The sequence below is a fragment of the Bacillus sp. FSL R9-9410 genome (genome assembly GCF_038050385.1).
Taxonomy (GTDB): Bacteria; Bacillota; Bacilli; order Bacillales; family Bacillaceae_G; genus Bacillus_A; species Bacillus_A cereus_U.
In genome coordinates this window covers 30,334-55,602 of the sequence record NZ_JBBOTV010000001.1, presented here as the reverse complement: position 1 = coordinate 55,602, position 25,269 = coordinate 30,334, and the positions used below count along the sequence as shown (strand labels likewise).

Here is a 25,269-nt window from a genome sequence, read left to right as displayed (position 1 = left end):
TTAGAAAACTTAATCGGATATCTCTTATAATTGGCATTTACTCTCTCCTACTTAATACTACGACTATAAAATATTTTTACTAATATACCTCTTACATACTTGTATATAATTAATGCTCTAGCGCCAACTAATCAATTTCAACCCAGCCCCAGCCCATTCCCATAAAGAGAAATAAAAGCCCCACTACAAAAAAGAGCGCACCAATTAAAAAGTAGAACGGTGCTCCGTGCAGCGGATCACTAAATAGCCCTAGAATATTTTGTCCTACTACTATCCATTTATCTTTCTTTGAATCTTTTTCTTTTATTTCTTTTACAAAGCGATAAATACTTAGACCAATAAAAATGATACCTATTAATAGGCATCCTACTATGATAAGAATTTCTAAATATAACACTCCATTTAAAATATCATTGTTATGCACACCCCATTTTAACTAAAAAAAGCGAAAGAGAACATAATTTTCACTATGTTCTCTTTCGTTTCCCGAAAAACTTTATCACTATTTTTATTTACTCATAATCCGAAAATAAGAACGAACCGTTAAGAAATAATATCCAATATAAATGACACTATACACACCAATACTAATTAATAACGGTACTGCAATTTCATAAGGAATCACTGTTGATAAACCTTTTAGCGCAAATAAAATGTGTGAAATTCCAACTACTAAAGGAATGAAGAAGATAAATCTCATTTGCTTTGCGATTGCCTTTTTCATTTCTTTTTTCGTTACACCTAATTTACGAAGAACGATGTAACGCTCGCAATCTGCATGTGCTTCTGTTAATTGTTTGAAGTAAATGATAGATTCTGTTGCAAGTAAAAATACTAATCCTAAGAAAATACATACAATTCACCATTCTTTATTGAACTATCATTTCACTTCAAACCACAAAAAAGTAAAACTTTACACTATTGTTGACAAAAAAGTCTCTTTTAGTGTAATTTTACACTAAAAGAGAAAAGGAGCTGTATTATGGATAAACAAGAATTTATTGAATTAGTCAATTCAAAATTAAAACTCATTCGTGTTGAGAGCGATTTATCACAGGATAAAATGTCAGAGATTATTGGTTTATCAAAGAAAACATTAGTAGAAATTGAAAAGGGTAGACGCACTCTAACATGGACAGGCGCAGTTTGTGTCGTAACACTCTTTGAACAGAGCGATACAGTCCAGATGACATTCGGAGACGATGTGAATGAAATTATAAAAACGATCGCTTTTACACATTACAATACGAACTTCCCGAAGACTTTAGGAGGAAAGGTGTGGTGGCGGCAAATAAAGGAATTAAACGGTTATCAAATACAACAAAACATTTTATCTCAACATTATAGAATTTTAGATACAGAAGACCGCAGAATATGTCATTCATTCGAATTGGATGAAATTGAAGAAAGATTTACAGAAATGGCAAAGATGTCTCAATAAAAATAAATTTCGGAGTGTAATTCAAATGAAACAACAGACTACTACCACTATATTAAATACGTTAATGATTAGCATGTTAATATTAAATCTATTTATTTTCACATCAAGAATGAGCTTTTTACCTTGGTATATTGAAGATGGTTGGGGGTATTTAGGTTTATTATTTACATCTTTTGTTTTCTTAATTAGCTTCTTTATGTCTTCAAAGCTTCATAAAGATGGAAAGTTAACTACTCTACAAAAGTTCATTCCACTTGTTTCTGCCATACTTTCAATCTTTGTTCTCCTCATTCCAACAAGTGATTTTATGACTATATTAGCTAATCTGATCGATACAATTATATTAACTATTTATATAATCGTTTTTCAAACAAAGCCTAATTTATCTAATGAGAAACCATTACATTAAAAAGAAGGAGAGTTATTCTACAAAATAACTCTCCTTCTTTTTATTCTAACCTTTTACACTACTCTCCATGAACATAAGCCTTTATTCTAGCTATTTACTCCTAACTGTACTCTTTTTTCTCCTATACAAATACACGCCCTACTTTATCGCCACTGCTACAATATTTTCAATGTATTGCGTTTGTTCTTATACATGAAATGTTTTGTAAATATTTACACTTAATAAATCTATTTATTTGATATAATGGATGTTAAAAGGAGAAGATAGAAAATAATGAATAATCCCATCGACCTACAATACTTATGTGATCTTGTGCATAGAACTTTTCATGTACCTGTTCAGTTCTTATCTACTAGCAGAAAAATCTTATATGAATCTACTTCTAATACTATTTGTAGTCCTTTTTATTCTTCTAAGGAAGAACATCTAAGTGAGATTTATCAGGAAAACGCTCCTTGTAACTTTCCAATTCTTAAAGGGAATAAGTATCTTGAGAATTTCATTATCATTCATATAACAAATCATGAACATGTAAAAGGAACTATGATAATCGGGCCCACTACCTATCCAAAAGTATCAGATGAAATGGCTATCAAGCTTATGGAGTATTCCAATATTAATAATAAAAAGCAACAAGGAATAGACTACTATCAGTTTCTACCTGAGATTAAAAAAAGTACTCTCATTGATATAAGCATTTTCTTACATTACGTAATTTTCAATGAAAAATTAGATATAGATATTGTGTGGGAAAAAAACAAAGTTCTAGAGGACGTTTCTTATAAAATTGTAAATCCCGATTTATATATTTCAAAACGCCGACGGAATGACCCTAAAAATTACAACATGGCATTAGAACGTAAATTTTTTTCAGCAATTAAAGAAGGAAATAAAGAAAAAGTAATACAATATGCATACTCATTCCCACAAGAAGATGCGGCAATTTCCTCAAAAGGAGATCAACTCAGAAACCAAAAAAATAATGGTATTATCGCAATTACTTTAGCTATTCGATATGCGATAGAGGGTAATCTTCCATCAGATATTGCTTTTTCACTTGGTACTTTATATATCCAAACCATTGAAAAACTAGATAATATGTACTCCGTAAATAGATTAATTGAAGATGCCTTATGTACTTTTGCAGAACGTGTTAAAGAATATAGTAATCAAGCATATTCTAATTCAATAACTACATGCCTAAATCATATTCACAAACATATTTACGACGATATATCTCTCAATGATCTTGCTAACCTTTTAGATATCTCTCCTACCTATTTATCTAAATTGTTTAAAAAAGAAGTAGGGATTCCTTTAAGTGAGTATGTTCAAAGGGAACGAGTCGAGGAAGCCAAAAAGTTATTAACATTAACGACGTATCCATTATCAGATATTTGTACCTGGCTTAATTTTAATGACCAAAGTTATTTCACAAGAGTCTTCAAAAAAATTACTAGTATGACTCCTAGACAATATCGTGAAAATCATACCGTAATATAAAATTAATTTCTTAACATTAGGTGAGATATGTGTAATACCATCTCACCTATCTACAGAATTCACCACTTCAATTTATCCCGCTATTTGTGAGTGCTAATACCCCCACCTCAAAATTAATCAATTTGTTTCTTCTTTTTTACATTCTTTCTATCTATCTTTACACGCCTTTATTCTCCTTAATACTAATAAAGTTCTAGCCCCTTCAAAAAAGTACAATAATGACAAATAAATTACTATAAATAAGTTAATAAATTTGGTAATTTTTTAATGCTAAGCTAATTCGCCATAATTTCTTCATTATATAAGTTTTATAGCAGTCTACTTCTCAAAATAGGCTGCTTATACAATGTATTCAGTTCAAGAAAATAAGAAACTTAGCGCTTGCATTAATAATGATCAAATAGTAACTGTTCTTCCTAAGTTAAAAAGATACAGAAAATATATTGTTAGGAGAATATAAGGCATGAGTAGCGCAAATATATCAAAAGATAGCGACACTTCGAAATTGAATCAGATGACTATTACACCTGAACAATCTGCTGGCACACGCAAAGAACCGCCAAGAGTATCACCACGAAATGATAGAGAGCGGATTGAAGACCTTCTATTACAGTCATTCATTTCCGAAAAAGAAATATTAATCACTTATTATGAAGATGGTTATTTTCCCACAATATGTATGACTGTAATTGAAATACACCCTTTGAAGCGTTATGTAATATGCATAGATACCTTTGACTATAAACATACCTTTAGTTTTATAGACATAATTGATGCGCATTAATTATGTCTATAAAATTCATGCTATTCCCATCAAGTAATATGTAACACTTCATTTGCATCATTTTATTATTATAATAAAGGGATTATAGTGTAAATCCTATTTTCCTACTCCCTCCTCAAATGTTATTTTGTTTATTTCTCACTAGCGCTTATCAAAATAAAAATAGTCATTCACCTGACTAAAAAAATCAGGTGAATGACTATTTTTCTCGTTCTTATTTCCTTGCAGCTACCGTCTATTACTTCGCGCTCACAATCTTATAATAAGAGCGAACTGTTAAGAAGTAATATCCGATATAAATAACGCTGTATACTCCGATACTAATTAGAAGCGGAATCATAATTTCAAATGGTAGTATGTTCCCTAAACCTTTTAATGCAAACAAACTGTGTAGAATTCCGATTACTAGTGGAATTGCAAAGATAAAGCTCACTTGTTTTGCAATAGCTTTTTTCATTTCTTGTTTCGTTACACCGACTTTATGAAGGACAACGTAACGCTCACGATCTGCACTTGCTTCTGTTAGCTGTTTGAAGTAAATAATAGAACCTGTTGCTAGTAAGAATACAAGTCCTAAGAACATTCCGATGAACATCATTAGTCCAGTTGCTTCAAGTCCCATATGGAAACCAGTATAGAAGTCTCTAAATGGTGGTGCCATTTCTGATTCACCAGTTGGCATCACTTTTGTTAATTTTTCTGTTAATACTTTACTGTTTCTTTCATCTTTTACATCAATATTTTTTACAACACGTGTTCCAAATGCTTGCTTCGCCTGTTCATACATTTCATCTGAAACGACAACAACTAATTCACCTAAGTTCGTAATTGCATTATTATTTGCACCTTGGATCGTCAATGTCTTCGTTTCATTTCCAATTTGGAATACCGCTTTATTTCCTTTATATTCAGGGCTAAACTCATATCCTTCAATATAAGAACTATCATATATAAATGCTTCGCCAGTAGCTATATTTACTGTTTCCGCATCAATTTTTTTCGCAAGTTTGTTGAATTCAGATTGAGATATAAACTGATATTTCTCTGAAATCGTGTAATTCATATTAAGAATGAAATCAACTTTATCTCCTTCGAACTTCCCTTTGACAGGAACCGTTTCAATTTCAAATTGATCTTTTACAGGGTGATCCTGCTTCTCCTCCGCAAGAATCGCATTTACTTTCTTATCCAGTTCTACATCTTTTCTCTCATAAGAATAACTGTATGGCATGGCTGCTTTTGATTGCGTAAATGTGTTGTAATACATCGTAACTGACGTACCAACCGCTGTTAATGTTACTGCACTTAAAATAGAAATTGTCGCAAGTGACTTTGCATTTCCTTTAATACGATATAGTAACTGTGACGTCGTTATCATATTCATACCGTTATAAAACGATGATTTATTATTTCTTGCACGTTTCAATACGAATACTGTAAAGAAAATAAATAGTAAATACGTACCTAATACTGTCGCAAGTAATATATAAAGTGCGACTGCCATAAAGTTTGCATACATAACTGCCTTCATAAACATTAACGCTAAGAAATAACCTGAGCCGATTAAGAAAACTGAAATTAACGCCATAATTACGGATCCTTTTGGCATTGCTTCTCCTTCACGTTCTGCGCGGAAAAGTTCAATTAACTTAAAGCGATAAATTAAACGATACCCTTGAAGTGATGTATATAAAATAATCACAAAGAAAATAATTGCTGTATCAACAATTGCAGCCATCGGTACTTCAAAATGAACATTTAAATTTAACCCCATCATACTTACTAGTAATTCAAGGAATAGTTTCGAAAGGACGCTACCGAACGCAATCCCGATAATTAAAGACATTAATCCCATTAACATATTTTCATAAAAAAGCATTTTACCAATTTGTCTTTTTCGAATACCTAATAAGGAATATAGTCCAACTTCTTTTTTACGTTTTCTTGTAAAGAAACCGTTCGAATATATAATAAACACTGCTACGAAAATGATTAGCATTACACTGGAAACTTGGAATGCACCGCTAATTTTTTTAGAAGCTTCCGCTGCTTTTTCCATTTGTGAATTATATTGCAGTGCTTTAAATGTAAAGTAAATTACGATACTAAATATCATAGATGCAAAATATACAAAGTAGTCTTTAAAGTTCCGCTGTATGTTGCGGAGGGCAATGCTAGATAAGGTCATCAGCCATACCTCCAGAAATGGAAGACATTACGTCAACGACTTTTTGGAAGAACTGTTTACGTGTTAATTCACCACGGTGTAATTCTTTATATAACTCACCATCTTTAATGAAAATAACTCGTTTACAATAACTAGCCGCAAACGCATCATGCGTTACCATTAAAATTGTAGAATTATCATATTCATTTAACGACTTCATACTTTCTAATAAGTCTGTTGCAGATTTTGAATCAAGTGCTCCAGTCGGCTCGTCCCCGAATATCATACTAGGACTTGTAACGATCGCACGTGATGCTGCGCAGCGCTGCTTCTGTCCACCAGATACTTGATATGGGAACTGACTTAAAATATGATCAATACCGAACTTCTTCGAGATTTCAAGAACACGACGATCAATTTCACTCGCCTTCACCTTTGATAACGCAAGTGGTAAAGCAATATTTTCTTTTACCGTTAACGTATCTAATAAGTTATAATCTTGGAAAATGAATCCTAAATGATCACGGCGGAATAACGCCAACTTATCATCATTCATCTTCACGATATCTTTTCCATCAATTAAAATTTCACCGTTCGTCGCATTATCAATTGTAGAAAGGACATTTAAAAGAGTCGTCTTACCAGAACCAGAAGGTCCCATAATTCCAACGAACTCACCTTCTTTTACTTGTAAGTTAATACCTTTTAAAGCTGCAAATTTATTACCACCTGTGTCATACACTTTTTCAATATTTTTTGCTTCTAACACTGTTTTCATCTCGACATCCCTCATTTCTTCTATTCTCTATTTTCAACTATATACACTCTCTACTCTTGCCACTATCGATGTTTCTTACACAAACATGACAGTTATGTAAGGCACATAAGCGGAGAAATCAAAATTTAACCTAATGAGCTAAAGTACTTTGTTACTATAACATTGGGATATCATGCCATCCATTCATTCTCCTTACAGGAACATTACAATTTTGTAAGGTTAAAAATGTACCCTACAAAGTTGTGCATGAAATGTCGGATGGAGCTATTTTGTTCCTGATATTCTATTTATAGAGGAGGTCATATAATGGATTCACTTAAAAATATGAATGCGGCAATGCAGTATATTGAAGACAACCTTACACATGAAATTGATTTTAAAGAAGTCGCAAAAATAGCTCTCTGCTCCGAATATCATTTCAAAAGAATGTTTTCTTTTTTAGCTGGCATATCACTATCAGAATATATTCGCTGTAGACGCCTTACTCTTGCTGCCTTTGAACTAAAAGATAGCAATGCAAAAGTCATTGATGTCGCTATAAAATATGGATACAACTCACCAGATTCATTTACACGTGCATTTCAAAACTTGCACGGAATAACGCCTTCAGAAGCTCGAAGTACAATTCGTTCTTTGAAATCTTATTCACCAATGACCTTCCAACTATCCATTCAAGGAGGAAATGAGATGAACTATCGAATTGAAGAAAAAGATCCATTTCAAATCATTGGCATACAAAAACGAGTACCGATTGTTTTTAACGGTGTAAACGAAGAAATTGCTTCTATGTGGAAAAGTTTAGACAGCCAATCGATCGACATATTAAAGTCCCTTTCAAATATTGAACCTACAGGAATTATTAGTGCTTCTACGAATTTTTCAGAAGGAAGAATGGAGGAAAAAGGAGAACTCGATCACTATATTGGAGTAGCTACGACAAAAGGTTGTCCGGAGCAATTCAAACAACTTGAAGTCGCAGCTTCAACATGGGCTATATTTGAAGCTGTCGGTCCATTTCCTGATGCATTACAAAATGTGTGGGGACGTATTTATTCCGAATGGTTCCCTTCTTCGAACTATGAACTAGCGGAAGGACCGGAAATATTGTGGAATGAAAGCAAAGATGTATCCTCAACGAATTTCAGAAGTGAGATATGGGTACCTGTTTTAAAAAAGTAATATAAAGTTCTAAACCTTTTCAAAATAAAAGCTGCTCTTCCTCTTTACAGGAAAAGCAGCTTTTTATTTTATCCCGCATTAACTGGCAGTAAGACTCCCACCTCAAAATTCGGCGAATGCAAGGAAGTTAGGTGGGAGATAACTGCCCGTAAACGCCCAATTGGTGAAGGCTAATAATCAGTGGGGGATGAACAAAACCCCCACTGATTAAAGTTTCACTTTATACTTCTTCTCGACTCGTTCTTATACAAGAAAATAGTAATAATCGCAAGCACTGTAACAACTACAAAAGTAAATACTCTGTAGTTCGAGATCGTAGCAGTACCGATTAAAAAGGCAGGTATAACAGCCGTAATTAATCCACCAAACATACCGACAAACGATCCTATGCTTTGTTTTACTACTTGAGTTTCTGATACCCAATCATAATAACCAAATCGATTATTAATAAAAATTCCCCATACTGCCGAAAAGAATGAATATGCTATTGGTGTTATTACGACTAAAAGAGAACTCCAAACATCTAGTTTTAACCCTATTATGAGTAATACGGCACTAATAAGTGATGCAGGTATACTTAATGAAAGATTCATAAGAATTTTACTGTCATAAATCATCTTTGGCGCTATAGGCAACGACTTAATAATCCATACATTTTTTCCTTCTAATGACAATGACACACATGTTGTACACGTCATCGAAATCGCTGCTGCAATAGCAAATGGCGCAACCTTCTGCAACAGGGTCTCAATTCCAGGGTACGCTATTAGTTGACTTGGTCCTGCTACAACTATAGCTAGCGCGAAAGCTATCGCCATCACGACTCCCATTCCACTGTTTATGACATACACTGTAGAAGAAAAGAAACGCTTCATCTCTTTTTTATACAATGCGGCCAATACACTTTCTTTTCTCATGCTATGAATCTCATAATTCGAAAGCATATGATAAGTGGTAATCTCTGTGTTTATTTGCTTATATTTTAACGAAAGTATTTTTACAAAAAGATAATACCAAATAACCGATATCCCAACAAACAGGGTGAACGCTACAATATCAGCATGAACAATTGCTTTTTGAAACATGTTAGCTAATGGATACACTTTAGTGAGTTGCTCTGAAACAATTGCACCAATCCCATTCATATCATTAAGGCTATATTGAGCATTTCCGTTTTTTAGCATAAAGAAACCGAATGTAATAATTACTATAAAACTTAAAATCGTAGTTATTTTATTCGTATTTTTAAATTTAGAAGCGATTGCCGTAATCACAGCTCCAAAGATTGCTGCGATTGTTGTTGGAATTAAAGATGCTATAAACATACTGATGAACCACATAAAGTAAAAAGAAACTGCTGGCTTCTCATGTATGCCATAAACAACTCCCATTGGTAGCATAATTATGATTGAAAAGATCGTATTCAGCAAATATAAATACAAAAACCTACTTGTAATAACAGTACTTACACGAATCGGTAATGACATTAAAAGGTCGTAATCCTTAAAAGCAAAAATTTCTCCATTTGCCTTAAATATAGTGAAAAACAACGTCAATATACTGCTAATAACTAGTGCATAAACTGGGATAATTTCACTTATCCCTAGCTTCACCAACCCATATGCTGAAGCACCACAATATAGCATTAACATGAAACCCACCAAGGCAATAGATGCTGTCAGTAAAATCTTATTCTGCTTCTTTTTCTTATCTTTTTCGTATTTAAAAGTATTTAAACCAAGCTGCGTTATCAAGCGGATTTTTAAAAGACCTAGACTACTAATATTCATTAGCAAGCTCCTTCATAAAGAGCTCTTCCAATGAACCTTCCTTTATTAAAGAATTCACTTCCCCTAAAAGTGCTAATTTCCCTCTATTAATCATCGCTATTTTATTGCATAACTTCTCCGCCACATCTAAAACATGCGTAGAAAAGAAAATCGCACTTCCCTTTTCACAAAGCTCCTTCATAATACCTTTCAACACTACAGCAGCCTTTGGATCAAGACCAACGAAAGGTTCATCTAAAACTAATAATTTCGGTTTATGCAAAACCGCTGATATAATCGCCACTTTTTGTTTCATACCATGTGAATAAGAAGATATTAAATCACCTAGGTACGGTGTAATCTCAAAAGCATCTCCATACTTTTGTATCTCCTTTTCCCGATCTTTTGCAGACACCTTAAAAACATCCGCAACAAAGTTTAAATATTGAATCCCTGTTAATTGCTCATATAAATCTGGATTATCGGGAATATACGCCATCACTCTCTTACATGCAATCGGATCCTTTTTTACCGAATGTCCATCAACAAAAATTTCACCCTCTTCAAAATCTATAACTCCTACTAACGACTTAATTGTTGTACTTTTCCCCGCACCGTTATGTCCAATAAATCCAAAGATATCTCCTGCTTGAACAGTAATATTTAACTGATCTACTGCTTTTTTTCCACCTTTGTATGTCTTACTAAAATTTATAATTTCTAACATGTGATTTCCCCCAAACTATCTTTTTAACTGAATTTTCAGACCTAAAAGCGAAAAATTTACTCAGCAAGCTTTTTCGTTATCCCCACTGAGTATTAAAATCTCTTAACACATAGAAACTATAAATATAAAATTTGACTAGTACAGTTCAATCCCTTATTGCTCACAATTGCATTTCTTTTTTATATAAAACGTAAGAATATAAATTTGTTATGAGGACAGCAACTACTATAATCCCTAGCATCATATAAGATCTCCAATCAGCTGGAGCGAAAACACTTATAATCATAATGAGTCCTAAAGCTACAAATACTTTTCCACTAAATCGATGTGTTTTCCGCCATACTTCTTCATTACTTAACGTCCAAGGATTACGCATCCCAACGAAAAAGTTAGGCTTACACTGCGGTAAATAATTACCCATCACTAAAAATAAAACACCAACTAATAATTCTGGAACTCGATTAATGAATAAATTATATCCTAGTCCACTTGTAATAATATCTATATTTCCTACAAATAGTAGCAGGAGTATCCCGTTATTCATCATCATAAAAGCTTTAGAAAATTTCTCGTAATTTGCTTTCCTTGGATCAATCTTTGGTATCACATTTAGAAATACATATAACGCAATCATAATTCCAACCATAGAAATCATTCCGTAAAGTTTAGAAGAATAGCCATCTACCTTACCACCACTCCAATGTGTCGCGATTGTATCCGGCAAATGTGGCCAAGCAAACGCCCATGCGATACAAGTTATAAGAACTAATATAATTGCAAAAAGATGTTTTTTCATTTCCCCTCTTCCCCCTTATTCGTAAATGTAAACACCCAGGTCAATAAATCTTGAAATACAGTTGTGTTTAAAGAGTACATAACAAATTGCCCTCTTTTTTCATCTTGGATAAGTTCAGCATTTTTAAGCGCATTTAGGTGATGAGAAATACTTGGCTTTGTCATATTGAACTGTTCAGCAATTTCGCCAGCTGTTAAATCGCCTTCTTTTAATAAATCTAAAATTTTTCGCCTTGTTGGGTCTGCTAATGCTTTGAATGCTTGATTCAATGTCTTTCTCCCTTTCACTAATTAGACATTTAGATATTTATCTAAATATTAAATTGAAAACCAGTAATTGTCAATTGTATCCATAGCCTTTTTACTTTTTCCACTTTTGACCTATATGTTTACTCTTTCGTCATATAAATACGCCACAGCTATGATATGTATGACAAACAGGAAAACCTATTCATTTGATTTCTTTGTTTTTACTTCGTACGGGGCAAAAAAAGGCTCTGACCGCTTCTATACATGGCTGGCTCCTCTCTCTCCCCTAAAAAGATAGGTTCTATATTATTTTTATATACTGTTTACTCTTTCGTCATATAAATACACCACAGCTATGCTATACAAACAGGAAAACCCTATTCATTTGATTTCTTTTTTTTACTTCGTACGGGGCAAAAAAAGGCTCTGACCGCTTCTATGCATGGCTGGCTCCTCTCTCTCTCCTAAAAAGACAAGTTCTATGTTGTTTTTAAAATCTTTATATTTATATAGCTCTCATTTCAACATAATGAAAAGACTTGAAACACATGATACACTATAGCTACAATTGTTTTTTTAGGAGGAATATACATATGTATAAAATTTTAATCGTTGAAGACGATCCAAATATTTCATCGTTACTACAATCTCACATTCAAAAATATGGCTATGATGCTGTTGTTGCAGAGAACTTCGACGATATTATGGAATCGTTTAACGCTGTGAAACCACATCTTGTTTTACTTGATGTAAACTTACCGAAATTTGATGGATTCTACTGGTGCCGTCAAATTCGCCATGAATCTACTTGTCCAATTATTTTCATTTCAGCTCGTGCTGGTGAAATGGAACAAATTATGGCGATTGAAAGCGGTGCGGACGATTATATTACGAAACCGTTCCACTATGACGTTGTAATGGCAAAAATTAAAGGGCAATTACGACGTATTTACGGTGATTATGCACCAAATATTTCTGAGCGTATCGTTGAGGTTGAAGGACTAAAACTATTCCCTGAGCGTCCAGAAATTCATTTTGGAGCTGAGCAAGTTCTTTTAACGAAGAAAGAAGCTATTTTAGCAGAAATGTTATTATCTAAATTCCCTCGTACAGCGAGTCGTGAAGATTTACTAGCCGCTCTTTGGGACGACGAAAGCTTCGTTGAGGAAAATACATTAAACGTAAACATCACGCGTCTTCGTAAAAAGTTCAATGAGCTTGGTATTGAAAATGCTATTGAAACAGTACGTGGACTTGGGTATCGTTTTAACACAACTTGGAGTGAATAAGCATGAGGCTATTTTTACGTGATCATTTTGCATTTTTCCTACTATATGTATTAAACTTCGGAATCATTTTCGTTCTTTATGATGCAGTAGACGGATTTCAAAATAATAAGTTTTACTTCATCGTTTTAAGCTTATACTTATTCATCTGTTTCCTCGCTTATCGTTACGTTCGTAACCGTAGAATGTACCACAGATTAAGTGAACCACCAGAGAAAATGGAAGATGCATTTATTGAAAGAGCGACTGCTCCTATGCCCCACGGTGTAAATGAGCTCGTTCGTACGCAATATCGTCTATTCCAAAAAGACCTACAAGCATTTGAAGTAAAACAACAAGAACACCAATTATTTATTAACCACTGGGTACATCAAATGAAAACGCCAGTTTCTATTATGCAACTTATGGTGCTTGAAATGGAAGATGAACATTTAATCCCGCAATTTAAAAAAGAGTTAGAGCGACTAAATCAAGGACTTGATATGGCTTTATACATGGCAAGATTAAACAACTTCCATGAAGACTTCCATGTTGAGACGGTTTCATTAAAAGATGCTGTAACAAAAAATATTAACGGATTAAAAGAACTATTCATTCGAAATGGGGTCTTCCCTGTTTTAGAAGTTCATTCAGATTTAAAAGTTGCTTCTGATGCGAAATGGCTAAAGTTCATCATTTATCAGTTGATGACAAATGCTGTTCGTTATTCTGGTGAACGCGGAAAGAAGGTTTTCTTATCAGCTTATCGAAATGGAAAAGATATCATTTTGGAAGTTCGTGATGAGGGCGTTGGTATTCCGCAAGAAGATGTTCGAAGAGTATTTGAACCATTTTACACTGGAAAAAATGGTCGTACATTCGGAGAATCTACTGGTATGGGACTTTATATCGTAAGTAAAATTTGTGATTATTTAGGTCATTCTGTAAAGCTAGACTCTGAAGCTGGTAAAGGAACGACGATTAAAATCATCTTCCACAACGCTGCAAACAATCCAGCAGAAAACACGGAGAAGGTGACCAAGGCATGAACATAACATATGCTAGCAAAATGTATGAGAATTTACTCTCATACATTTTTTGTAATAAGAATACATCTATACTTTCGACTTGGAGGTATAGCATATGAATTTTCGGCAATTCGCATTTAAAAATGTAACACGTAATTCAAGAGCTTACTTCGCTTATTTCGTAAGCAGTTCATTTTCGATTGCTGTTTTCTTTTCTTTCGCTGTTTATTTGTTTCATCCGAAATTACAAAATTTCACTATGATCTCTGAAATTTCAGGATTAATGATTTTTTCAGAAGTTGTCATTGTTTTGTTCTCGTTCTTTTTTCTACTCTATTCAATCGGATCGTTTTTAAAAGTTCGTAAAAAGCAATTTGGGATTTTAACTGTTTTAGGTATATCAAAAAAGCAATTACATCGACTCGTTTTCACTGAAAATATGTTAATTGGTATTTTATCTATCTTTTTCGGTATGCAGTTTGGATTTGTATTTTCACAATTTTTCTTATTAGTGACAGCGAAAATTACACACGTACCAGGGATATATTTATATATACCTACGAACGCTTTCATTTTAACAACGATTGTGTTTCTTGGTCTCTTTATCGCTGTATCTGCATTCACACCAATGCTTATTCGAACAAAAAAAGCAGTGCACCTTTTAAAAACAAACAATGTAAAACAAAAAGAAAGAAAACCATCCATATTCATTTCTCTATTTGGTGCTACCTGTTTATTAGGTGGTTATATTTTAGCTGTAAATCCTAAATATTTCTTCTCAATAAACCCGCAAGTAGGCGTTATATATATGGTTTCAAGTATTTTCGTGATTCCAGCACTTGTTACAATTGGGACATATTTTTTCTTTTCTCAAATTAGTTTCTTACTTATTTATATTTTAAAGAAAAGAAGAAAGTTTTATATGAAACGGATTAATATGCTTTGGATTTCAGATTTAGCAAGCCGTATTCGAACGAATATTAATATGCTTTTTATTGTAGCGATGCTATCTACAGTCGCCTTCACAATGATTACATTTCTATATGGATTTGGAAAGTTTATAAAGCTAGATGTTACGAGAAGTTCACCTTTTCCATTTTCCTATTTTTCATATGACGCAAATCCTTTTGTGAACGAGCATTTAACTTGGCTTGAACAGCAGTTACAAAAGGAAAATTTCTCTTATAAAAAGATAAAGGCCGACTTATATGAAACATCACTGAAAGAAGATGAAGGTATAACTACTTACAATGACATCTATGCAATGAAACAAAGTGACTATAATAAACTTGCAGCTGCCCTGCAAATGAAACAACTATTCATGAGCAATAACGAAGCATATATCTTAAGCGGTAGTGCTTATTTCACCTTATTCAGCCAGTTTGAACCAAGCTACAATAGAAAATCCATTACACTTTCTAGCACAAATACGATATTACAAGTCAAGGGCTATGAACAAACAGGGGCCATTCCATCTGACTTTTTATATCAAACTTTAATTTTACCTGATGTTGTTGTAAACAACTTACCAAGTACAACAAAGCATGTATCAGCGTACAATTATAACGTACAAAACTGGGAAAAGACGTATGAAATTGCTAATGATTTTATGAAAAAAATACAAAAAGATCGACAGGAATTCCAATACGAAGGACCCCTTATACGCTCCTATGAATCAGCAGACTCATTATATAGAATCACATCAGGAAGTGCTGTATACTTCCTAATCGGGACATTCTTAGGTGTCATTTTCTTTATTGGAGCAGGTAGCGTTCTTTACTTCAGAATGTATACTGATTTAACGAACGAACAAGAGAAGTACGTAACGATTTCAAAAGTTGGCGTAACAGATGCAGAAATGAGAAGCTCTGCAACCATTCAGCTTAGTATTTTATTTTTCGTTCCTTACATTATGGCATCCATTCATACAATGTTTGCAACGAAAATGCTACAAGATGTAATTGGTTTATCTTTGTTCAAAGAAGTTTCAGCCGTTCTTATTATTTTTGGATTCGTTGAAATCTTATTTTTCTTATTCATTCGTTCACTTTATATGCAAAAATTATCACAGTATACGAATGGACAAATTATTTAAGACAAACTTGATGAAAAGAGTATCTCTCATACTCTTTTCATCTTCACCCTACTAGGAGGCTTAAGTGAATGACATTTTGGCAGTTTGCATTTAAAAACGTGACGCGGAACGCCAGAGCTTATTTCGCCTATTTTGTAAGCAGTGCGTTTTCCATCGCAATCTTTTTCTCATTTGCAGTTTATTTGTTTCATCCGAAGCTTCATATGACAGACGTGAATTATGCTCTGAGCATATTAATGACAGTTTCAGAAGTTGTCATTGTATTCTTTTCATTTTTCTTCTTGCTATATTCGATCGGTACTTTCTTAAAAGTACGAAAAAAACAGTTCGGGATTTTAACAGTACTTGGCATATCTCCAAAGCAGTTAACGAGGCTCGTATTTCTAGAAAACATGTTAATTGGTGTCCTATCCATATTTTTTGGCATTCAATTTGGCCTTGTCTTTTCACAGTTCTTTCTATTGGTTACTGCCAAAATCACACATGTACCTGGTCTATATTTGTACTGGCCTACAAGTGCTATTATTTTAACAACGGTAATCTTTCTCGGACTCTTTATTCTCGTATCTTCCTTTACACCGATGCTGATTCGTACGAGAAAAGCTGTACGACTTTTGCAAGAAGGTGAAAAACAAAAAGAAAGAAAAGCATCTGTACTCATTTCTCTCTTTGGCGCGACATGTTTACTATCTGGATATGTGTTAGCAGCAAACCCGCTATATTTTATATCACTAGGAGATATCGCTGGACTTTTATACGCTGCCACCAGTATATTTGTCATTCCATCACTTGCTGCAGCTGGGACATATTTTTTCTTCTCACAAATTAGCTTCTTACTCATTCGCATATTAAAGACGAGAAGAAAATTTTATATGAAACGTATTAATATGCTTTGGATTTCTGATTTAGCAGCCCGTATTCGGACGAATATTAACATGCTCTTTATTGTGACGATGTTATCGACACTCGCTTTCACAATGATTACATTCTTATATGGGTTTGGGAAATTCACAAAGTTTGATGAAATAAGACAAAACCCTTTCCCGTTTACTTATTTATCACATACTGAAAATACGTTAGCTGATGAACATTTAAATTGGCTAGAACAAACATTTAACGAAGAGCAGTTTACTTATAAGAAATTTAAAACGGATATATATGAAGTATCTTCGGCGGAAGAAAGCCCGCAGCTCTATTATGCAATTAAACAAAGAGACTACAACATACTGGCTAATGCATTAAACTGGGAACATCTCAACGTAAAAAATAATGAATCTTATATCCTTATTAAAGATTTAGACAGTCAAGTTATTGGCACCATTCATGATCAAAAAGCAAAAAATACTCTTACGCTGAATCAAAATTCTTTACAGTTACAAGTAAAAGAATATAAAAGTTATAACCCGTTCCCCAATAGCTTAATATCACAGTTACTCGTATTATCTGATGAAAATGTAAAAGCATTATCAAACGTTTCAAAACAGATGAGTGTATATAGTTTCAAAGTGAACGATTGGGAAAAAGCACATGACATCGGTTCAGCATTTACAACAAAAATTAATAAAGATAATGAAGCTAGCCAAGCAGAGCACCCACCGTTCCATGCAAGTGAAGCGAGCGATTCTCTATACAAAACAAAACTAAATGTCGCTTCGTTCTTCTTAATTGGAACTTTCCTAGGTGTCATTTTCTTTATCGGTGCTGGCAGTGTTCTTTACTTCCGTATGTATACAGATTTAACAAATGAGCAAGAAAAGTATATAACGATTACAAAAATCGGTTTAACAGAAACCGAAATGAAGCAATCTGCTACAATTCAACTTGCGATTCTTTTCTTTGTTCCTTACATTATGGCATCCATCCATACGATGTTTGCGACAAAGATGTTGCAAGAAATATTAAATCTCTCATTATTCGCTGAGATTACAGTTGTACTTGTAATCTTTGGAACGGTTGAAATTCTCTTTTTCCTTTTAATTCGTTCCTTTTATATGCAAAAATTATCACAACATATTAAGTTTTAACGAATAGAAAGGTGATTATTATGGAAGAAGTATTACACATAAAAAACGTCTCAAAAGTGTATGAAGGAAAAGTTCCTCATACTGCTTTAAAAAATATAAATTTACACGTAGATAAAGGTGAATTCGTTGCGATTATGGGGCCATCTGGAAGCGGGAAATCTACATTTTTAAACGTTATCTCTACAATTGATTCACCTACTTCTGGTGAAGTTATTATTAATGGAAAACAACCGCACACGTTCCGCAGAGAGAAGCTTGCTATTTTCCGTCGCCAAGAGTTAGGATTTGTTTTCCAAAACTTTAACCTATTAGATACACTAACAATCGGTGAAAATATCGTACTACCTTTAACATTAGATAATGTCCCTTTGAAAGAAATGGACGAGAAACTCGATAACATTTCAAAGAAACTTGGAATTGATCATATTTTGGACAAACGTATTTTTGAAGTTTCTGGAGGACAAGCACAGCGTACCGCAGTAGCACGTGCTGTTATTCATCACCCATCACTTCTACTTGCGGATGAACCGACAGGAAACTTAGATTCGAAAGCGGCAATTGATGTAATGGAATTATTTACGAAATTAAATAAAGAAGAGGATGCAACGATTTTAATGGTTACTCACGATCCGTTTGCAGCAAGCTATTGTAACCGAGTTATTTTCATTAAAGATGGTGGCCTTTACAATGAATTACACCGCGGATTATATCGCGAGAAGTTTTATCAAGAAATATTAGATGTTTTAGCATTATTAGGAGGAAGACGTGGATGACGTTTTGGCAGTTTGCATTTAAAAATGTCACGCGTAATTCTAAAGCATATTTCGCTTATTTTGTAAGCAGTGCGTTTTCCATTATGGTTTTCTTTTCATTTACTGTATATGCGTATCATCCGCGCTTACAAAATGTACAAAGCTTTCAAGAACGGGATCCTCTAATGAATTTAGCGAGTACAGCACAGTTTGTTATCGTTATGTTCTCGTTCTTCTTTCTCTTATATTCAATCGGAACATTTTTAAATGTACGAAAGCAACAATTCGGGATACTCACTATTCTTGGTATCTCACAGAGACAACTAAAAAGACTTTTATTTACCGAAAACATGATAATCGGGATTTTATCTATCTTTATCGGTATTCAAGGCGGCCTTGTGTTCTCTAACTTTTTCTTATTAGTCACTTCGAAATTAACAGGTGCGAAAGGGCTCTATTTATATTGGCCAACACAAGCAATCATCGTTACAACCATAACATTTATCATTTTATTTTTAATCGTTTCTACATTTACACCGATGTTCATCCGTACTCGTAAAACAGCCCATCTCATTAAAGGTAATAAGAAAATGACAGCCGAAAAAAGGCCGTCTATACTCATCTCTTTATTCGCTTTAATTTGTTTAGGGCTATGCTATTATATTGCCGGTTACCCGCAAGGCTATGTAACAGAAAAAAATGTACAAAATGGATCTGTCTTCTTTATTATGTTATCTATTTTACCCCTCGTAGTAGTTGGGACATATTTTTTCTTTTCACAAACATTTCTTCTTTTTATCTATATTTTAAAGAAACGAAGAAAGTTTTATTTGAAACAAATAAATATGTTATGGATTTCAGATTTAGTTTCTCGTACCCGTAGTAATATTAATGTACTCTTTATCGTTTCTATGCTATCTGCACTTGCATTTACGATTATTATCGGACTATTTGCTGCTAATAATAATACAAAAACGTCGATACTAGAACGATATCCCATTCCCTTCACATATACATCAGAAGGCAATAATTCACTTGAACAAAAGCACATTACTACAATTGAAACTGAGCTTACAAATAGCAATTTCGAGTACAAAAAATATAAGTTTACAGTATTAAAAGATACAGCTTCAAAAGAAGACATTATGCTTATGAAAATGAGTGATTACAACGCAATTGCTAAACAACTGCAGAGACCGGAAATAACACTTGATTCTACACAAATTTATATTATTTCCCGCCACTCACCAGAGCTCTTAAATCTTGTCTCAAATCCATTTGCAAAACAAAATACACTTACAATCGGATCTAATAAAAAAGAATTTCATATTAAAGGATTTATTAATAAGGGGATCGAACCATCCTTTGCATTCCCACATTTAGTTGTTGCACAAGATTATGTATTTGATAATATGATTCCTCATATTGAAACAACCGTAATCTATAACTACTTCGTAGAAAACTGGGAAAATGCAATGGTTCCAACAAAAAATATGTTACGTGTTATTGGTGATGATGCACGTGAGTTCTACGAAAAACATAAAGAAGAGAAAGCGCAAGTTCCTTTCTTCATATATACGGCTACGGATGAACTCATTTACGGTAAAGGAAATGCGGTTGCTCAATTCTTTATTTGGGCGTTTCTCGGCTTTATTTTCTTTATTGGTGCAGCTAGCGTTTTATATTTCCGTATGTATAATGACTTAACGAGCGAGAAACAAAAGTATATTACAATTATCAAGCTTGGATTAACTGAATCAGAAATGTTTCGCTCTGCAACGATTCAATTAGGGATTTTATTTTTTGTTCCTTATATCGTTGCTGGCATTCATACAGTATTTGCGATTCAGTTTTTACAAAGCATGTTTTCTTTCTCTTTACTAAAAGAATCATTCATCGTACTCACTTTATTCGGGATTTTCGAGATTATTTTCTTCTTCCTAATCCGTTCTCTTTACATCAGTAAATTATCACAGCATATTAAAACGTGAATAAAATAGCCTTGTGCAATATGCACAAGGCTATTTTCAATAGTTTTTAAATAATTAGCAGCAATATCCACCATAGCCGCCGCCATAGCCACCGCCATAGCCACCATAACCGCCTCCGCCGCCTCCGCCGAAGCAGCTAGCACCGATAATGATTAATAAAATAAACAATACGATTAGAAGCGCAAAACCGCCTCCGCAGCCACGTCTGCGATCGAAATCATCACATCTGCGGTCGCAATCATCATGTCTGTGTTCACACTTTTCGCCCATTATTCTATTCCTCCTTTAGTATCATTCATAACAAGTTCAACTTGCTCTAAATGAGGGGATTCCATTTATATTATGTTTTCAGGGCAAATCGGAAGCTTGGCACTCCTAAAAACGGGCTTGTTTCATGAAAAGAGCCCCAACACAAAAGAGGATACCTTTAAATAGGCACCCCCTTCTTTTAAACAAACATATTAAGTAAAAGCGCAAACCCGAATGCAATAAATGATAACAACGTCTCTAGCACCGTCCACGTTTTAAATGTTTCTTTTACCGTTAATCCTAAATACTCTTTTACAAGCCAGAATCCTGCATCATTTACGTGAGAAAACATTAATGAACCTGCACCCGTCGCTATAACGAGTAATTCTAAATTCACACCAGACATGTGCTGAATAACCGGTGAAACAATTCCAGCTGCTGTCGTTAATGCTACAGTAGCTGAACCTGTTGCAATTCGGATTAATCCCGCTACCATGAACGCTAAGACGATTGGTGATAATGAAATATGTTCTGCCATTTGAGCGATGGCTGTTCCAACACCGCTTTCAATTAATATTTGTTTAAATCCACCGCCTGCACCGATTATTAAAATAATAGATCCGACAGGTAGTAAACTTTCATCTGTTAATTTTTTAATCATCTTTTTATTAATCCCTTGTTTTATGCCAAGCAAATAAAACGCTGCGAAACATGAAATAAGTAAAGCGATTACCGGACTTCCTATGAAGACGAAAAATTCAGTTATTTTTTTCGGTAATGAAATATATGGTGCAACTACTGATAAAATCATCAGAACTACTGGCAGTAATATAATAAAAAACGAAACCTTACGACTTGGTAAATCGGTTGATACAGTCGTAACTCGAACAAGCTCCGGTTCATTTTCAGGTATAACTCTCTTATGTACCCACTTTGCAAATATTGGCCCTGCTATAATAGCTGTTGGTAACGCGATAATTAATGAATATAAAAGCACTTTTCCTAAGTTCGCGTTATAAATACCGATTGCTGTCATCGCACCTGGATGCGGGGGCACTAGCCCATGTACGATAGATAATCCCGCAATGACAGGTAATGCAATTAATAATATGTTTTGCTTCGTCGTTTTTCGAATTGAAATAACAAGTGGTAATAAGATGACGATCCCTACTTCAAAAAACACTGGAATCCCTATAACAAATCCCGCAAATAACATTGCCCAAGGTAATTTTTTCACCCCGAAGAATCGAATGAAGAAATCTGCTACTTGCATGCCAGCCCCTGAATCAGACATCATTTTACCCAAAATCGTACCGAGAGCTAAAATACCAACTAAATGCCCTAGTACACTACCAACACCAGTTTCATAGGCAGTCACTATTTTCGTTAAATTCAGTCCAGACATAATAGCTAAAAACAAACTAGCAACTGTTAAACTAATAAATGCATGCCACTTCCACCACGATACCCCTAAAATAACAATTGCGATCGCAATTAACGTGACGATTAATAAGTATATATTCATCTCTCATTCCCCTTACTTTATAAAAAAAGAGGGAATATCCCCTCTTTTTTATACGTCATAATTAACTACATAATGCTGCATTTCCGTATTGTAGTAGCCTTCACTATATTCAATTACTTCGCCTACTTCATCGTAAGAATAACGCATACGTTTTAATAACGCTGTTCCTTCTTTTTCTCCTAACGCTTCTGCAACGAAATTGGGTGCAAATCCAACAGCGAATTCATCTCTGAAGTTTTCTAAATGTATACCTCGGTCCTCGACTAAATCATAAAGCGATTGTAAGTCAAAGTCCGATAAGTCTGTACTTGCCATTTGTGCTGAGAAATAGTGCGTATAATGAATGTACGGAGTATCATTTAAAGCATATAGACGCTCAATACGAAAACTCTCTTTACCGAATAATCGAAACGGCACTGTTCCTTCTTCATTATGAACGACTTCTGCCTTTAGCAATTTCTTTTGTACTTTATAGCCTTCTTCCACTAACACTTCTGTGAATTTCTTTCCCTTTGAAAGCTTTGTCGCAGAAGTATTTCGAATGACTTTCGTTCCTTTACCACTTTTCTTTTCTAAATATCCTTCTTGAACGAGTTCTTTAATTGCGTTTCGCACTGTAATTTTACTCACTTTGAACTCTTCTTCTAATTGTGGTTCAGAAGGAATATTTGTATGAATGGCATAAACACCATGTAATATTCGATCACGAATAATATTTTTAATTTGTAAATATAATGGACCTCTTTTTCTCGTTACGTTCACCGTTACACCCACTACCTTTCTACATCACCTACTGATGCCGTCATTGCCCGAAGTATATCTTTCTCTGATGACATTGGCGTATCACCGACGATTGTATGTGCAAGCATTCCAGCTGCTGATGCAAATGAAACAGCTTTCTCTGGTGCAAATTCTTCTATCTCGCCATGAATAATTCCGCTCGTATAAGCATCTCCAGCACCTATTCTATCATATACAGAAAACGTAAGTGTTTTTGCAAAAGTGAACGTCCCATCTTTACATATGAATCCGCGAAGTGAGTGTGTATTATCGCTATTAATAGAGCGATGCGTTCCCGCAATTGTAGCGATATTATATATTTCAGCCACTTTTGGAATAAGATCGACAAGCTGTGCTTCTCGATCAGTCTCTTCTGTTTTCATTCCGAGAACAAACATCGCATCTTTTTCATTCATCATTACAATATCCGCAAGGCCTAGCATTTCTTCATAATGAGGTTTCGCCTGTTCATACCCATCTTCTCCCCAAAGGGATGGACGATAGTTGCAATCAAAAACAACAGTACCTCCGTTTTCCTTAACTGCTTTCGCTAAAGATTTCATATGATGACGAACAGTATCATTCATCGCAAGTGTAATTCCGCAAAAATGAACGATATCAATCTCCTTGGCGATTTCTTCAAATTGGTACATCTCTTCAGATGCTGTATTGAAACTACTTTCTAGTCTATTTGAATACGTAACGCGGCTTGCACGTGCTCCAAATCCATTTTCTAAAAAGTACATGCCCACATATTTACCGCCTCTTGAAATAAACGGTGCCTGAATGCCTAACTTTTGAATATGTGATACCGCAGCATCTCCAACTGAATTCTCCGGTAAAGTTGAAATAAGAAACCCTTCATGACCTAAGTGAGAAAGCGCTGCTGCGACGTTTACACCTGTACCTGAAAAAGAATAATTTAGTGTGTTAGCTTGCGATAGCAATTCATATCCCGGCACTTGCAGGCGCATCATTACTTCACCGAATGCTGCAATTTTCTTACGCATATTGATCAACTAGCTTCTTCACTACCGCTAATAGCTCACGAACATCTTCTGTTTTCGTATTACCAGTTTCTTTATCAATAATAGAAGAGTACACATGCGGGATAACTTGCTCTACGTTTGCTTCTAAAGCAATACGTAAAATTGTTTCAAAGTTCTCTTTATCAATTCCGCCTGTTGGCTCTAATGCAAATCCTTCTTCCGCACATGCTTTTGCAACAGCGCGATATTCTTCTTCATGAGCTAACCCTTTCATCGGGAAGTATTTCAATGAATTTCCGCCCATATCACGTACAAGTGCGATTGCTGTTTTAATTGGAACGATTGCTTTTTCTTCCCCAGCTGCACTAATTGGACCAGTAGAAATATTTACGTAACCTACTTTTCCTGTTGGTGATACTAAACTATTAATCCAGCTATCTTTTCCGCCAAGATTTGCACGTGTCGCTCCAACTGAAGGAAACACTTGGTTAATATGACTACCAGGATAATGCTTCGCAATTTCAGCTACAACCGCTGCTTGGCGATTATCTCCTGCTCCAAGTCCGATTGATACAGCATCATCAATTTCTTTTCCGTATGCTTTCATTGCTGTAACTGCTTCTTCTACTGTTGAGTAATCTTTTGATAAAACGCCGACTACTACATAACCTTCTGCTGCTTCAAAAATGTCTTTCGCATTTCGGATATTGTTCGCTAATACATTTAATGCTACGCGGCCTTTATAAAAACGTTTTTGAATGTTTGTCATT

At 34.4% G+C, this 25,269-nt stretch carries 23 protein-coding genes and 1 pseudogene; 11 read left to right on the top strand and 13 right to left on the bottom strand.

What is annotated here, in order from left to right:
- Positions 1–127: 127 nt before the first annotated feature.
- Together MKX77_RS00345 and MKX77_RS00340 are read right to left on the bottom strand one after the other, a co-directional pair.
- Positions 128–424 (bottom strand): hypothetical protein, encoded by a 297-nt coding sequence (locus tag MKX77_RS00345; RefSeq protein WP_341305517.1) that lies wholly within the window; start codon positions 422–424, stop codon positions 128–130.
- 84 nt (positions 425–508) lie between these two features.
- A pseudogene (locus MKX77_RS00340) lies at positions 509–850 on the bottom strand (ABC transporter permease); the annotation flags it as partial.
- Between the two features lie 132 nt (positions 851–982).
- Here MKX77_RS00340 and MKX77_RS00335 point away from each other — a divergent pair.
- From MKX77_RS00335 to MKX77_RS00320, 4 genes are all read left to right on the top strand, one after another.
- On the top strand, positions 983–1,441 hold the full coding sequence (locus MKX77_RS00335; RefSeq protein ID WP_341305516.1) for a helix-turn-helix transcriptional regulator: 459 nt from the start codon (positions 983–985) through the stop codon (positions 1,439–1,441).
- Positions 1,442–1,466: 25 nt separating this feature from the next.
- Entirely contained in the window at positions 1,467–1,850 is a 384-nt protein-coding gene (locus MKX77_RS00330) for a hypothetical protein (protein WP_341305515.1), read from the top strand.
- A 273-nt stretch (positions 1,851–2,123) separates the two neighbouring features.
- Complete coding sequence (locus MKX77_RS00325) at positions 2,124–3,353, top strand: helix-turn-helix domain-containing protein (RefSeq protein WP_341305514.1); 1,230 nt, start codon at positions 2,124–2,126, stop codon at positions 3,351–3,353.
- Between the two features lie 463 nt (positions 3,354–3,816).
- On the top strand, positions 3,817–4,137 hold the full coding sequence (locus MKX77_RS00320; RefSeq protein WP_341305513.1) for a YolD-like family protein: 321 nt from the start codon (positions 3,817–3,819) through the stop codon (positions 4,135–4,137).
- Positions 4,138–4,375: 238 nt separating this feature from the next.
- Here the strand turns inward: MKX77_RS00320 and MKX77_RS00315 are convergent, their stop codons facing one another.
- Both MKX77_RS00315 and MKX77_RS00310 read right to left on the bottom strand, forming a co-directional pair.
- On the bottom strand, positions 4,376–6,325 hold the full coding sequence (locus tag MKX77_RS00315; RefSeq protein WP_341305512.1) for an ABC transporter permease: 1,950 nt from the start codon (positions 6,323–6,325) through the stop codon (positions 4,376–4,378).
- A complete protein-coding gene (locus MKX77_RS00310; protein ID WP_000859658.1) occupies positions 6,312–7,082 on the bottom strand; it encodes an ABC transporter ATP-binding protein in 771 nt (256 codons plus the stop codon). The genes MKX77_RS00315 and MKX77_RS00310 overlap by 14 nt, the downstream gene beginning before the upstream one ends.
- Positions 7,083–7,388: 306 nt before the next feature.
- On the opposite strand from MKX77_RS00310, the gene MKX77_RS00305 reads away from it, so the two are divergent.
- Positions 7,389–8,261, top strand: a complete 873-nt coding sequence (locus MKX77_RS00305; RefSeq protein WP_341305511.1) for an AraC family transcriptional regulator — start codon at positions 7,389–7,391, stop codon at positions 8,259–8,261.
- 215 nt (positions 8,262–8,476) lie between these two features.
- Here MKX77_RS00305 and MKX77_RS00300 read toward each other — a convergent pair whose 3' ends face one another.
- From MKX77_RS00300 to MKX77_RS00285, 4 genes are all read right to left on the bottom strand, one after another.
- A complete protein-coding gene (locus tag MKX77_RS00300) occupies positions 8,477–10,051 on the bottom strand; it encodes a permease (RefSeq protein WP_341305510.1) in 1,575 nt (524 codons plus the stop codon).
- Positions 10,041–10,757, bottom strand: a complete 717-nt coding sequence (locus MKX77_RS00295) for an ABC transporter ATP-binding protein (RefSeq protein WP_341305509.1) — start codon at positions 10,755–10,757, stop codon at positions 10,041–10,043. The genes MKX77_RS00300 and MKX77_RS00295 overlap by 11 nt, the downstream gene beginning before the upstream one ends.
- A 160-nt stretch (positions 10,758–10,917) precedes the next feature.
- The gene (locus MKX77_RS00290; protein ID WP_002191025.1) at positions 10,918–11,553 is read right to left on the bottom strand and encodes an SdpI family protein; all 636 of its coding nucleotides are present in this window, start codon (positions 11,551–11,553) and stop codon (positions 10,918–10,920) included.
- Positions 11,550–11,822 carry an autorepressor SdpR family transcription factor gene (locus MKX77_RS00285; RefSeq protein WP_002089211.1) on the bottom strand — a complete coding sequence of 91 codons (273 nt, stop codon included), beginning with the start codon at positions 11,820–11,822 and terminating at the stop codon, positions 11,550–11,552. The genes MKX77_RS00290 and MKX77_RS00285 overlap by 4 nt, the downstream gene beginning before the upstream one ends.
- Before the next feature lie 572 nt (positions 11,823–12,394).
- Here MKX77_RS00285 and MKX77_RS00280 point away from each other — a divergent pair.
- The 6 genes from MKX77_RS00280 to MKX77_RS00255 all read left to right on the top strand — a co-directional run bounded on the left by MKX77_RS00280 (position 12,395) and on the right by MKX77_RS00255 (position 20,956).
- Positions 12,395–13,090, top strand: a complete 696-nt coding sequence (locus MKX77_RS00280) for a response regulator transcription factor (protein WP_215554558.1) — start codon at positions 12,395–12,397, stop codon at positions 13,088–13,090.
- A 2-nt stretch (positions 13,091–13,092) separates the two neighbouring features.
- On the top strand, positions 13,093–14,115 hold the full coding sequence (locus MKX77_RS00275; protein WP_215554559.1) for a sensor histidine kinase: 1,023 nt from the start codon (positions 13,093–13,095) through the stop codon (positions 14,113–14,115).
- Between the two features lie 94 nt (positions 14,116–14,209).
- Positions 14,210–16,189 (top strand): ABC transporter permease, encoded by a 1,980-nt coding sequence (locus MKX77_RS00270; RefSeq protein WP_341305508.1) that lies wholly within the window; start codon positions 14,210–14,212, stop codon positions 16,187–16,189.
- A gap of 68 nt (positions 16,190–16,257) precedes the next feature.
- Positions 16,258–18,213 (top strand): ABC transporter permease, encoded by a 1,956-nt coding sequence (locus tag MKX77_RS00265; RefSeq protein ID WP_341305507.1) that lies wholly within the window; start codon positions 16,258–16,260, stop codon positions 18,211–18,213.
- Positions 18,214–18,233: 20 nt separating this feature from the next.
- Positions 18,234–18,986 (top strand): ABC transporter ATP-binding protein, encoded by a 753-nt coding sequence (locus tag MKX77_RS00260; RefSeq protein ID WP_341305506.1) that lies wholly within the window; start codon positions 18,234–18,236, stop codon positions 18,984–18,986.
- On the top strand, positions 18,983–20,956 hold the full coding sequence (locus MKX77_RS00255) for an ABC transporter permease (RefSeq protein ID WP_341305505.1): 1,974 nt from the start codon (positions 18,983–18,985) through the stop codon (positions 20,954–20,956). Before MKX77_RS00260 ends, MKX77_RS00255 begins: the two co-directional genes overlap by 4 nt.
- Before the next feature lie 54 nt (positions 20,957–21,010).
- On the opposite strand, the gene MKX77_RS00250 is transcribed toward MKX77_RS00255, so the two are convergent.
- From MKX77_RS00250 to dagF, 5 genes are all read right to left on the bottom strand, one after another.
- The gene (locus tag MKX77_RS00250; RefSeq protein ID WP_215554563.1) at positions 21,011–21,226 is read right to left on the bottom strand and encodes a YjcZ family sporulation protein; all 216 of its coding nucleotides are present in this window, start codon (positions 21,224–21,226) and stop codon (positions 21,011–21,013) included.
- Between the two features lie 178 nt (positions 21,227–21,404).
- Complete coding sequence (gene gntP, locus MKX77_RS00245; RefSeq protein WP_215554564.1) at positions 21,405–22,730, bottom strand: gluconate permease GntP; 1,326 nt, start codon at positions 22,728–22,730, stop codon at positions 21,405–21,407.
- 48 nt (positions 22,731–22,778) lie between these two features.
- On the bottom strand, positions 22,779–23,504 hold the full coding sequence (locus tag MKX77_RS00240; protein ID WP_199674570.1) for a GntR family transcriptional regulator: 726 nt from the start codon (positions 23,502–23,504) through the stop codon (positions 22,779–22,781).
- Positions 23,504–24,520 (bottom strand): sugar kinase, encoded by a 1,017-nt coding sequence (locus MKX77_RS00235; protein ID WP_341305504.1) that lies wholly within the window; start codon positions 24,518–24,520, stop codon positions 23,504–23,506. The genes MKX77_RS00240 and MKX77_RS00235 overlap by 1 nt, the downstream gene beginning before the upstream one ends.
- Positions 24,513–25,268 (bottom strand): 2-dehydro-3-deoxy-phosphogluconate aldolase, encoded by a 756-nt coding sequence (gene dagF / locus MKX77_RS00230; RefSeq protein ID WP_341305503.1) that lies wholly within the window; start codon positions 25,266–25,268, stop codon positions 24,513–24,515. Before dagF ends, MKX77_RS00235 begins: the two co-directional genes overlap by 8 nt.
- Position 25,269 lies beyond the last annotated feature (1 nt).